An 11,807-nucleotide genomic window follows, 5' to 3' on the forward strand; every position below is an offset into this window, starting at 1 on the left:
AAAAAGCAGCATGAAACCTAAACCCGATACACCTTAGAAACGCTGCAAACCTGTCCGAAATGATAGGACCACTTCAGTAACCGAACAGGCTCGCCCGATCCGGATCCATCGCGATGAAATCGAGGTAGTCCCGTATGTAACGCTTCACCCGCTCTTCATGAGGCTCGTCCGGGGCGGGTTCGCGGACCAGAAACGCCGTCATCTCGGCGGCCAGATCGGCATAGACGGCCTTGATCAACTCTTCTTTCGACTTGAAATACAGGTACAGAGATCCGATCGCCACGTGCGCCCGTTCGGCGATCTCCGACATCGGACCCTGCAGGCCGGACAGGACGAACTGCTCTCCCGCTGCCTTGATAATGCGCGCCCGTTTGTCGTCGCCGCGCGGTTTTTCTGCCCTGACCAAATTCATGAATGAACCTTCATTCAGTTGTCACATAGTCACGCTAGTCGATGGAAAACCCGAACTCAAGCGGTGAGTCCCGGACCTTTCCGGCCTCACCGGACAACAGCCAGACCCAGCCATCCCGCCGCGGCCACCGGCCGCGATCAGGAAAGGCATGCCCAAGGAGACCCGCGATGCCAAAGACCTTCGTTCACCTCACCGACCTGCACATGTCGAACCCAGATGTTGACGAACCGCACCTCTATTCCGACACGGCCGCGATCCTGCGGGACGCGCTTGCCCGGATCGACGCCCTGCCCGACCGGCCCGAGTTCATCATCGTCAGCGGCGACCTGACCAACAACGAAGACCCGGTCGCCTATCAGCGCCTGCGGGCGATCTGGGACGACGTCGATATTCCGACCCTCTTTGCCCTTGGCAACCACGACAGCCGCCCCGATTTCCGGCGCGAGATGCTGGGCGAAAGCGCCGATCTGGACGCGCCTTACGATCATGAGGCGGTCATCGCGGGGGTCCATGTCATCGTTCTCGACAGCTCGACCCCGGATCAGATCCACGGCACGCTTGAGGACGCGCAGCTTGAATGGCTGGCCGCCGCGCTCGACCGTCACGCGGACCTGCCAAAGGTGGTCGTCCTGCATCACCCGCCGATGATGGGTGCAGACGAACCGGCCTTTGAATGCCTCGCTGCCGAAGATACCGAAAAGCTCCGCAAGGTCCTGAGCGGACGGCCCCTGTTGGGCCTCTTCTGCGGCCATATCCATCAGGACCGCGTGTCGATCTGGAACGGCGTCCCGGTCTTTGTCGGCAACGGCCACCACTCCCGGATGCAGCCCTTCAGCGACATGGCGATCGAAGCCACCGACGGCACCGGATTCTCGGTCTGCACCCTGCGCGACAGCGGGCTGACCGTGAACTTCCTGCCCCAGCCCTCCGAAGGCCGCACCGTAATGGCGATGAGCCATGAAGACGCCGCCCGCCTGATGTCCGAACCCGCCGCCGAGGTCGTGGGCTGATCCTCAGGCCCGCGACCACACCCAAACAAACCGACAGGAGACACCATGACCTTCCCCCTATCCCGCCGCGCGCTGCTTGCGCTTGGTATTGCCACCATGGCCACCGGCCCCGTCTGGGCGCAAATGGCCGACGAGATCATCGAACCGGTCGAGATCAGTTTCTACAACTACAACCTCGCCACCGCCGGGCAGGGTCACGACGCGACCGTTCAGCTGATCGAAGAATTCATGGCCGCGAACCCGATGATCAAGGTCGAGGGCGTCGGCGTGAACGTCAATGACATGGGCACCCGCGTCCAGACCGATATCGCCGCCCGCCGTCCACCGGATGTCGCGCAGGTGATCTTCTCGGACCTCGCCTACGCCGGGCAGCAGCTGGGCGCCGTGCCGATTGATCAGGCCGTGCCACAGGCCGACTGGGATGCGCATGTGGAGGGCATGGTCCCCTCGGGCCTCGACCTCGGCAAGGTCGGCGACAAGACCTATGCACTGGCTTATACCTTCTCCACCCCGATGGTATTCTACAACGCCGACCTCTTTCGTGAGGCCGGGCTGGACCCCGACCAGCCACCCAAGACATGGGAAGAGGTCAAGGACTACGCCCTGACCATTCAGGACAAGACCGAGGCCAACGGATTTGCCGGCGGCATCATCGGCGTGCAGGTCGGCCCGTACGACTGGCTGCTGCAATCCGTCATCCTGTCCAACGGCGGCAGCGTGATAAACGATGCGGGCACGGCCGTCACCTTTGACCGGCCCGAGACCATCGAGGCAGTCGCCATGCTGCGCGGTCTCAAGGATGCGGGCGTCTACGGCAATATCTCTCGCGGGGAGGCGCTGGAAAGCATGGCGGCGGGCAAGCTTGCGATGTACATCAACTCATCTGGCCTGCAGAACCACCTGCTGAGCCAGGCCGAAGGCAACTATGAACTGCGCGCCGCGCAGATGCCGGGCTTTGGCGAGCGTCCCGCGTCGCCGACCAATTCCGGCAGCGGGCTGGTCATGTTCTCTCAGGACCCGGTCAAGCAGCGCGCGGCGTGGGAGCTGATGAAGTTCCTCACCTCCGAACGGGGCTACACGATCATCACCTCCAAGATTGGCTACCTGCCGCTGCGGACCGCCATCGTCGACGATCCGGAGTATCTGAAGGACTGGGTCGATGCGAACCCGCTGGTCCGCCCGAACCTCGCCCAGCTTGAGCGGATGGAGCCGTGGCGGTCGTACCCCGGCACCAGCTATCGCCAAGTCGCCGCAACGCTGATGGAGGCCGCCGAGCAAGCCGTCTTTGGCGACGGCGACGTGGCCGAGATCATGCAAGGCGCGCAAGCCCGAGCCCAGGCCATGATGCCCGGAAGCTGACCTGAACTTCGGGTCGGCCCCCGGGTCGGCCCGATCCGCCCCCGTTCCTTCGAGGAGCCGAAATGACCGTCGCCGATATCCACACCCCTGCCCGCGCACAGCCGCGCCGATCCCTGAAGATCGGGCGCCTTTCGTTGCCCTGGTTCTTCCTCTTCCCGGCGATTGCCACCTTCGTCATCTGGATCTACGCGCCGCTTGTGCAGGCGGCATGGCTCAGCTTCTACGACTGGAACATGCTCCCTTTCGCACCCAAGACTTTCGTGGGCTGGAAGAACTACGAAAACATCCTCGCCCTGCCCAAGCTCTGGCAGGCGCTTGGCAATACCGCGATCTACATGCTGGGGATGCTGCCCTTTTCGGTGCTCGTGCCGCTGGCCATCGCCATCTGGACCGAAGATCTGCCGCCCCGCGCCCGCAACATCTATCGCGCGCTGATCTTCCTGCCGATGATCATCGCCCCCGTGGTCGCCGCATCTGTCTTCCGCTGGCTGCTCGACCCCGGGCACGGGCTGGTGAATGTCGGGATCACGGCGCTTGGCTTCGAACCCGTCCAGTTCCTGAACGACCCCGATATCGCCATCTGGACGATCATCTTCATCACCGGGTGGAAGCTCGTCGGCTTCGCGACCCTTATCCTGTCGGCCGCCAATGCCAATATCGACCCCTCGCTGGTCGAGGCCGCGCGGATGGACGGCGCGACCCGCTGGCAGATCATCCGCGACATCCGCCTGCCGCTGCTCAGTTCGACCATCCTCTTCCTCGTGATGATGACAATCCTTCTGGGCGCACAGTGGAGCTTTTCCTATATCCACGTCCTGACCGAAGGCGGCCCGCTCGGCGCGACAACGAACATCTACTACCTGCTGTGGGAGTTCGGGTTTTCCTCCCTCTCCGTCGGGTGGAGTTCCGCCGCCGCGATGATCCTCTTCCTCGGCTTCGGCGCCCTCGCCTTCCTCCTGCTGCGTCTGATGGAGCGCTATTCTTTCCATGACAGCTGAAACCGCGACCTTCGCCGTCCCGCGCCGCCGGGCTGTCCGCCGCGCGGGCGCGACCCGGATGCTGCCGGGCCATGCGGCCATGATCCTTCTGTCGCTCATCTGCGTCTTCCCGGTCTACTGGATGATCGTCAGCTCCCTGAGGCCCGCCAACCGCATCTTCGAAGGCACGCTCTGGCCGACGGCCCCGTCGCTGGAAAACTACGCCCAGGCCCTTCAGTCGATCCCCATGGGCGCGATGCTGTGGAACACGGTTGTCGTCTCCGCCTCCGTCACGGTGATCCAGCTTCTGACCGGGGTGCTCGCGGCCTATGCCTTCGCACGCTTCCGGTTCCGGCTGGACTGGGTGGTCTTCGGGCTGGTCGCGCTGACATGGCTGGTCCCGTTGCAGGTCGTGATGATCCCGAACTACCTGCTGGTCGCCCGGCTTGGCCTTCTGGACACGGTCACGGCGCTGGTCCTGCCACATTTCGCCCATGCGCTGGCGATCATGCTGCTGACCCAGTCGATCCGCGCCTTCCCGAAAGAGGTGCTCGAGGCCGCGCGCATGGACGGGGCTGGACATTGGCGGGTTCTGTGGGGGATCATCGTGCCGAACCTCCGCGGGATGATCGCCTCGCTTGCGATCCTGATCTTCATCTCGACCTGGAACGAATATTTCTGGCCGCTGCTGCTGACCCGCACGGCCGAAAATTCGGTCGTCCAGATCGGCATCCAGATGTTCATCACGCAGGAAGGGACGCAATGGGGTCCGCTGATGGCCGCCTCGACCATGGCCAGCCTGCCGATCCTGATCTTTTACGTGGTCCTGCAAAGGCAGGTCATTCAATCCTTTATGAAATCGGGGTTGCGCTGATGAAATTCGACCGAATTCTTTCCGTGCCGGGGGCCTATAACATCCGTGACCTCGGCGGATATCCGGGCACGCAGGGCAGCACCCGCTGGCGCAGCATCCTGCGCGCCGACAGCCTGCACCGGCTGGACGGCCCCGCGATGGACCAGCTGCACGCCATGGGGCTCACTACGGTAATCGACCTGCGGCACGCGGCGGAACACGCACGCTTCCCCAACCCCTTTGCTGACCATCCGGCGGTGATCTACCTTCAGATTCCGCTGTTCGAGAGCCTGCGGATCCCCCACGACATTCCCGAAGATCAGGTGCTGCGCACGCTCTACACCCAGGCGCTCGACAAGCGGCACGACGCCATCGCCCGGACCCTGACCGCGATTGCCGAGGCCCCCGATGGCGCGGTCATGTTCCACTGCACCGCCGGCAAGGACCGCACCGGGCTGATCGCCGCGCTGCTGCTCGCGCTTGGCGGGGTGGATGCCGAGACCATCGCCACCGACTATGCCATGACGCGCGAGTTGCTGGAGCCGATCATCGACGGCCTTCAGGCACATGTTCTGGAACAAGGCACCGACCCGGCCATTGCCGCCGCCGTGCTGGGCAGCGACCCGCAGTCGATGCTGCATCTGCTGGCCCATCTGGACGCGACCTACGGCGGCATCCACCCCTATCTCGACCGGATCGGCCTGACGCCTGCGACGGTCGACGCCCTTTGCGCCCGTATCATCGACATGGAGGCAACCGCATGACCGGTGTCAGCATCCGCGACATCCGCAAATCCTATGACGGCAAACAGGTGGTTCATGGCCTGAACGCCGAGATCCCGGATGGCTGTTTCGCCGCTATCGTCGGCCCGTCGGGCTGCGGCAAGTCCACCCTGCTGCGCATGATCGCGGGGCTGGAGCAGATCACCGGCGGAGAGCTGCGGATCGGCGATCACTTGATGAACGATATCGAACCCTCGGACCGGGGTTGCGCCATGGTCTTTCAGAACTACGCGCTCTATCCTCATATGACCGTGGCCGAGAACCTCGCCTATCCGCTCAAGATCGCCCGCCTGCCCAAGCCCGAGCGTCAGACCCGGATCGAGGAAGCCGCCCGCATCCTCGGCCTCTCCGAGCTTCTGGACCGCCGTCCCGCGCAGCTCTCCGGCGGGCAGCGGCAACGTGTCGCCATGGGCCGGGCCATCGTGCGCAAGCCGGATGTGTTTCTGTTTGACGAACCGCTCTCGAACCTCGATGCCAAGCTGCGGGTACAGATGCGGCTTGAGATCAAGCGCCTGCACCGTCAGCTTGGTGCAACCTCGGTCTTCGTCACCCATGATCAGGTCGAGGCGATGACCATGGCCGATCTGCTGATCGTCATGAACGGCGGCCGGATCGAACAGATCGGCTCCCCGGCCGAGGTCTACGCCCACCCCGCTACGACCTTCGCCGCCAGCTTCATTGGCTCGCCCGCGATGTCGCTGTTTCCCGTCCGGATCGCCGATGGTGTTGGTCATCTGACCGGCGCGGAGGATCATAGGATCGACCTGCCGGGCGTCCGGGCCTCCGGCGACACGATCCTTGGGCTGCGGTCCGAAGATGTCTCCCTCTCGCCCGCCACCGGCAAGGTCCAAGTCCGGATCGAGCTGATCGAGGATTTCGGCGCCGCGCGGCTGGCCCATTGCCGGATGCCGTCGGGCGACTCCGTGGCCGCCACCTTGCCCAAGTCGACCACCCTGCGCGAAGACATGCTGGCGTGGCTCGACTGGCCAGCAGAGGCGCTTCACCTGTTCGACCCACTCAACGGCAGGCGGACCGACCGCACCGGTATGGCCACGTCGAACGTCGGCCCCGAATTCGTCAGCTGATTCGGGGCGCGATTGCCGTCACGCCGGACCTGGACCGCCGATCTTGACCTGTCGGTTAAGGTCGGCGGCGCGCTCAACTTCCAGCACCAGCGCGTCGCTCAGCGGCAGGGCATAGCCGTCGTCCATCAGCGCCTTGATCCGTGCGATGTGGGCCGGGTCCCATTGCGCGATCCCCTCGGCCACCTCGCGCGCGGCACTGGCCAGCGCGTCATCCGGCACGACCCGCGTGACAAAACCAAGCGAAGCAGCCTCTGTCGCAGGCACGCGGCGGGCGGTGAGGGAGATTTCCTTCGCCGTCGACGGCCCGACGACCCGCGGTAGGCGCTGCGACAGGCCCCAGCCCGGCAGCAGCCCGATCTTGGCATGGGTGTCCTGGAAATACGCGCTCTTGTCACTTAGCACTTAAATGTGAGAATGCGGTCGATTTGAAGATTTTTGGCACTTTAAGCTGAGAATCATCTGGCCCGGGTTTCATATCAGTTGGAACTGCTGGGGTGGTCCCCACTCGATCGCCGGGCTTACCAAATGGTCTGTCGCCATGACAAAGCGCTTTCTGTTCTCGCCCATCATGTGCCCGTGCAGCATCTTCAGCATCGGTGGCCCTGCGCGGTCAATGATCGCCACGCCTGCCAGGAGCGCGGGTCGGATGCAGAGTGGCAGGATGGGGTGTTTTGGCGAATGTGGAAACGAAGTCTCCCTGGCCAGTATGGCATCGAAATCGGGGACGATGGCGCCGAGGAGCCGGTAGCGCCAGAGATCGCCGTCACGCGGGGGCGGCCAGGGGATGCGGCGCATGAGCAGAAGCCGCGCGATCTCCAGAGGTGGCAGCCATGTTTCCACGCGGCGCTCTGCGTGGTTGTTCAACAAGGTCTCACCGCGACGTGCTGCCGCGCGATATGGCTCAAGCGTCCGTTCGCCGTCACTGGTGGTCTTGTCCTGGTAGGGTTCCCCACAGTGCGAGCAAGTGATCCGCCACCCCTGCAATTCGCTTCTAAGAATTGGCGGAGGGCTGACATCGGTTTGAGTGCACCGCCCGCAACGCTGCATTGGACTCTTGGCGATGAACCGGTGAGCCGCTTTGGGGGCACCCGCGAAGCTCAGGCTGCGTACAAGTTGCGGGCTGACACCGAACATCCCCGCAATCCGGTTCGCTTGGGCGTTGGTCAGGGAAAAATCGATTGCCTCAAGGGATGTCGCATCCGGCAATCCATGGCGCAACATGGTCAACGGCGTGACGCCATAGAAGTCCGCGTGGCGACTGATCCAGGATGACAGGACTTCGCCGCGCAGAGGTGGCAAGGTGACGGGCAGGGGTCCCGTCATGCGAAGACCGCTTCGGCATCAAATGCAGGCACCCAAGCCTCGACGGCGCCGTCGGTGATGTGTTCGGTCCCGCTCTCGATAGCCTCGATCGCAAGACTGCCCAGCATCTGGAAGATGTTCGCCGTGATACCGTCCGTAATCTGCAGAATGCGCCGCAGGGATTTCGGCGTCAGCACAGAGGGTCGCCGCAATGGCGTATTGCGCAGGATCGACGCGATCAGCGTCTCGAAGTCTTCGTTGGCGGCCCAACGGTTCAGGGTGAGTTGCTCGAAGCGTCGCGCAAGTTGAACGTCACCGCCGATGGCTTCCCGGGCGTCGTTCACGCCGAAGCAGACCAGTGAGATTTGGAGCCGATTGCTGAGAAAGCGCAGCATGTTGAGCACGATACGTTGCTCTCGATAGGTCCCGGCGAGGATGTTGTGGACCTCGTCGATGACCAGAACCTGGGTGCCGATTGCCTTCATAATCCGCAGCGTCGCCTGTTCCATCTGAGCAATATCGGCCCGCGGTGCCTGGGGTGCGCCGAGGAGGGAAAGCAGTTCACCATAGAAGCGCCGCTCGCCGGGGCGGCTAACCATTTCCATGGCCAGGACCGGTGTCTTCAGAATCCCGGTACGGCGATCAAGATGTGGCGGATGCTGATCGCGGAAGCGTTGCATGATCATGGTCTTGCCCATCCCGCTGTCGCCATAGATCGCGACAGACGGCATGCGGGAACCTCTCGGATGATCAAGGAGCGCCTCGAGGCGATCGAGGGCTTGCTTTGCGCGAGGGTAGAGAACCCAACGGCGGGACCTGATGGCGCGAATGCGTCCCGCCTGGGGTTCAGACAGCAGGGCTGCCGCGTCGGCGGTAAGATGAGGGTGATCGTTCGTCATTATGGCTCCAGCTCATTCGGTGTCCTCAACAAAAGGCACCGGTTTGCTGGAGTCGACACCACGGAGCGTGCCCGTATCCCGGAGGTCGTCGGCACGCCTCGGCTGAGCTTTGCCGCGCCGCACGGCAGCGGTTCTGTTTACGGCCTCATCAACCAACTTCCGCTGTTCGAGTGCGGTCCTCACAACCGCGCGGCTATCGACTTCACGCCGCCCTTTCTCACGCAGGGTGCGACGCGCCGTCAAAGCCTCGTGCAGGGAAATGGGTGCCAGGGTCAGGTCCGCGTAGCGGGCTTCGACGAAGTTGCCTGAGGGCCGCCGCACGAACACACGCGACATATCACGCGGATCATACTTCACGAGAAGCCGCCGCTCAGTCCGGCCGACATCGGCGCTGAGTGCGGCTGACCAGTAGCGCAGATCGAACAGGTGAATGCCGGTTGGACGCAAGGTCCGTTCCTGCTCCGGCAGGAAAGAGACCCAGAACTGCAATCGATCCTCAGGCAGCCGCAGAGGGATCTCGCCTTCATGGTCCCACCAGACGGCGAGGGGAGGGCGGCTCAGCGAGCTGTGGATGGATTGATGATAGGACCCGACAATGTCGAGGGCGATATAGCGCTCCAACTCGCGCAGGGTCAGCGCCGCATGTTTTCTTGAATCATACTCCGCGAGGTCCTGAGCGTTGCTGAAGGTCGTACCGGGCAACAGGTGCAGCCGTCCCATCTGGGTGCCGATCAAACGCTCGATATGTCCGCCGAAGCGCGGCGTACCCGGCGGTCGCCAGTCGATCGCAATGCCTGCATTCTCGCAGCCACGTTTGAACGCGCGACTCCGGAAATCCGCGCCATTGTCCACATGCACCCGGTCGGGAAGGCCGGCCACGGGCCAGGGCTCTTCGATCTCGCGCGCTTTGAGCCAGGCCGTCTTGTCATAGACCGAATGCAGCAGGCATAGGCTCGTCGAAAGCCGGGATGGCGCATCCATGGTCAAGTAGAAGCCCGTCACCATACGGCTAAAGACATCCATGGCCAGGGTCAGCCACGGTCGTCCGATTGGTTCGCGGGTTTCCTCATCGACGACAAAGATGTCGGCCTTCGTGTGATCGATCTGAACAATCTCGAGGGGTCGGGAGGTGCTCAGTGTTCCCGGGACCGCCGTCGTTGCTTTTACGGTCCGCGTTTCGCCCCGACGCTGCGCCCGGTGGCGCAGGTCCAGGTCGCCCAGCCGCCGCTCGATCGTTCGGCGATGCGGCGACTTCAATCCTGCCGAAGCGCAATCCGTTTCAATGTCCCGCACCAGCTGCGAGACCGGTGGCCGGGTCGGTTTCAGATAGTACGTGCGGATTGCCTTCTCGATGATCTCCTCGCGCCGAGCATCCAAAGCGCGATGGCCCGTCGGGCGTCCGCGCTTGGTCTCAACGAGCGACATGACAGTTCCGTCCGCCCGAAACCGCCTCAGCAAACGGTAGGTCGTCGCTTGGCTGACCTGCAGTTCGGAGGCAAGATCGGCAATAGCGGCCACTGTTGACTCACCGGAACTGGATTCCAGGAATCTGCGGATCGCAGCCGCACGGCGACAGGCTTCTGCCCACACGGCGTCGTCTATCTCGTATAGAAGTGGTTCGGTCACAATGAGAACCCGACAAAATCGGAGCCACAATTATCGAATTAAGGGCTAAAGTCCAGTCTCCATTATTAATTTAAGTGCCAATTCTCACATTTAGGGGCAAAGCTAAGTCATTGAAATAAGGAAGATCAGATTATCATCTTTAAGTGCTAAGTGACATCCGCCACGGCAGCCGCCGCCTACCGTGTCGGCGAGCGCATCGAGTGCCAGCGCGAAGGCCGCGTCCACGATTACACCCGCAAGCAGCGGATCGAGGAGACCTTCATCCTGACCCCGAAGGATGCCCCGGACTGGGCGCAGGATCGGTCCCGGCTCTGGAACGAGGTCGAGGCCAGCGAGACCCGCCGCAACTCCGTCACCGCCCGCGAGTGGGAGCTGGCCCTGCCGTCCGAGATCAGCGCCGAAGACCGCTCGCAGATCACGCGCGACTTCGCTCAGGAGCTGGTCGGCCGCTATGGCGTGGCCGTCGATGTGGCGATCCATGCGCCGCACCGGGAAGGCGATCAGCGCAATCACCATGCCCACGTCCTGACCTCCACCCGCAAGCTGGAGGCGCAAGGCTTCACCGCCAAGACCCGCGTGCTCGATTCCGCGAAGACCGGCGGCGTCGAGATCGAGCAGATGCGCGGCCTCTGGGCCGATCTACAGAACCGCGCACTTGAGCGGGCAGGGGAGGTCGAGCGCGTCGATCACCGCAGCTTAGAGGCACAGCGCGAGGCGGCACTGGAGCGGGGCGACGAGCTGACGGCCGAGGAGCTGGACCGCGACCCCGAGCTGAAGCTGGGACCGGCGGCAAACTCGATGGAGCGCCGGGCGAAGGCGATGGCCGAGCGCCAGGGTCGTGAATACGTGCCTGTCACCGAGCGCGGAGCCGTGGTTCATGCCGCCCGCCAGGCCCGCGCCGCGTTCCGCGAGCTGCGCGAGCGTCTGGACATCGCGCGGGAGACCTATGGAGCCGAGCGGGACGCAGGCCAGGGGCGTGTCTCCGCCGGTCTGGCGGCGCTCAGAGCGGCGGCCGCGAAGGAGCGCGCTGCACGGGCTGGACCGGAGGATATGAAGGAACGTCTGGCGCGAGTCGTGGGCCGGTCAGAGGATCGGGACGACACGCCGAATCCGGAACGGCGCAACTATGCGCGCGAGCGGCTGAAGGAGATCATGGAGAAGGACGCGGGCCGGGACGGTCAGGCAGCGGTTCACAAGCTGGACGGGTACAGCGATCCTGCGCTTGGAGAGGAGACCGGGCGCGAGGCGCGCAAGCCGTCCGTGAATGAGCGCCTGAAGGATGTGCTGAACAAACCGCGCGAAAAGCTGGAGATCGAGGAGGAGCGTGACCAGGAGAAGGACCAGGAGGTCGAGAAGGATCGGGACATAGATCGGGGGCCGACGCATGGAATGTGATCCCGAAGGGCAGGGGAGGGCGCTGCGGCGACCCTACTGCGCCGCAGCAATGGTATGGGGGAGCCCGTGGTCACTCCCCATACCGTCTGGTAGATACTAGGAAAATC

12 protein-coding genes are annotated in these 11,807 nt (G+C 63.6%); 7 read left to right on the forward strand and 5 right to left on the reverse strand.

What is annotated here, in order from left to right:
• Positions 1–73: 73 nt before the first annotated feature.
• A complete protein-coding gene (locus RBB32_RS19800) occupies positions 74–412 on the reverse strand; it encodes a TetR/AcrR family transcriptional regulator (RefSeq protein WP_067264464.1) in 339 nt (112 codons plus the stop codon).
• Positions 413–579: 167 nt separating this feature from the next.
• On the opposite strand from RBB32_RS19800, the gene RBB32_RS19805 reads away from it, so the two are divergent.
• The 6 genes from RBB32_RS19805 (at position 580) to ugpC (ending at position 6,478) form a co-directional block, all read left to right on the forward strand.
• On the forward strand, positions 580–1,422 hold the full coding sequence (locus RBB32_RS19805; protein WP_067264461.1) for a metallophosphoesterase: 843 nt from the start codon (positions 580–582) through the stop codon (positions 1,420–1,422).
• Between the two features lie 45 nt (positions 1,423–1,467).
• Positions 1,468–2,781 (forward strand): ABC transporter substrate-binding protein, encoded by a 1,314-nt coding sequence (locus RBB32_RS19810; RefSeq protein ID WP_306155303.1) that lies wholly within the window; start codon positions 1,468–1,470, stop codon positions 2,779–2,781.
• Between the two features lie 62 nt (positions 2,782–2,843).
• On the forward strand, positions 2,844–3,779 hold the full coding sequence (locus RBB32_RS19815; protein ID WP_082852031.1) for a carbohydrate ABC transporter permease: 936 nt from the start codon (positions 2,844–2,846) through the stop codon (positions 3,777–3,779).
• The gene (locus RBB32_RS19820) at positions 3,769–4,632 is read left to right on the forward strand and encodes a carbohydrate ABC transporter permease (RefSeq protein ID WP_067263926.1); all 864 of its coding nucleotides are present in this window, start codon (positions 3,769–3,771) and stop codon (positions 4,630–4,632) included. Before RBB32_RS19815 ends, RBB32_RS19820 begins: the two co-directional genes overlap by 11 nt.
• Positions 4,632–5,375, forward strand: a complete 744-nt coding sequence (locus RBB32_RS19825) for a tyrosine-protein phosphatase (protein ID WP_067267189.1) — start codon at positions 4,632–4,634, stop codon at positions 5,373–5,375. Before RBB32_RS19820 ends, RBB32_RS19825 begins: the two co-directional genes overlap by 1 nt.
• Complete coding sequence (gene ugpC / locus RBB32_RS19830) at positions 5,372–6,478, forward strand: sn-glycerol-3-phosphate ABC transporter ATP-binding protein UgpC (protein WP_067264170.1); 1,107 nt, start codon at positions 5,372–5,374, stop codon at positions 6,476–6,478. The genes RBB32_RS19825 and ugpC overlap by 4 nt, the downstream gene beginning before the upstream one ends.
• An 18-nt stretch (positions 6,479–6,496) precedes the next feature.
• Here ugpC and RBB32_RS19835 read toward each other — a convergent pair whose 3' ends face one another.
• The 4 genes from RBB32_RS19835 to RBB32_RS19850 form a co-directional block, all read right to left on the reverse strand.
• On the reverse strand, positions 6,497–6,880 hold the full coding sequence (locus tag RBB32_RS19835; protein WP_067264167.1) for an enoyl-CoA hydratase-related protein: 384 nt from the start codon (positions 6,878–6,880) through the stop codon (positions 6,497–6,499).
• A gap of 69 nt (positions 6,881–6,949) precedes the next feature.
• Positions 6,950–7,801, reverse strand: a complete 852-nt coding sequence (locus RBB32_RS19840; RefSeq protein ID WP_082852112.1) for a TniQ family protein — start codon at positions 7,799–7,801, stop codon at positions 6,950–6,952.
• Entirely contained in the window at positions 7,798–8,679 is an 882-nt protein-coding gene (locus RBB32_RS19845) for a TniB family NTP-binding protein (protein WP_067267035.1), read from the reverse strand. The genes RBB32_RS19840 and RBB32_RS19845 overlap by 4 nt, the downstream gene beginning before the upstream one ends.
• A 12-nt stretch (positions 8,680–8,691) precedes the next feature.
• A complete protein-coding gene (locus tag RBB32_RS19850; protein ID WP_107817728.1) occupies positions 8,692–10,305 on the reverse strand; it encodes a Mu transposase C-terminal domain-containing protein in 1,614 nt (537 codons plus the stop codon).
• A 150-nt stretch (positions 10,306–10,455) separates the two neighbouring features.
• On the opposite strand from RBB32_RS19850, the gene mobQ reads away from it, so the two are divergent.
• Positions 10,456–11,700 carry a MobQ family relaxase gene (mobQ, locus tag RBB32_RS19855; protein WP_306155309.1) on the forward strand — a complete coding sequence of 415 codons (1,245 nt, stop codon included), beginning with the start codon at positions 10,456–10,458 and terminating at the stop codon, positions 11,698–11,700.
• Positions 11,701–11,807: the final 107 nt, after the last annotated feature.

Source organism: Roseovarius sp. MMSF_3281 (assembly GCF_030733685.1).
Lineage (GTDB): Bacteria > Pseudomonadota > Alphaproteobacteria > Rhodobacterales > Rhodobacteraceae > Roseovarius.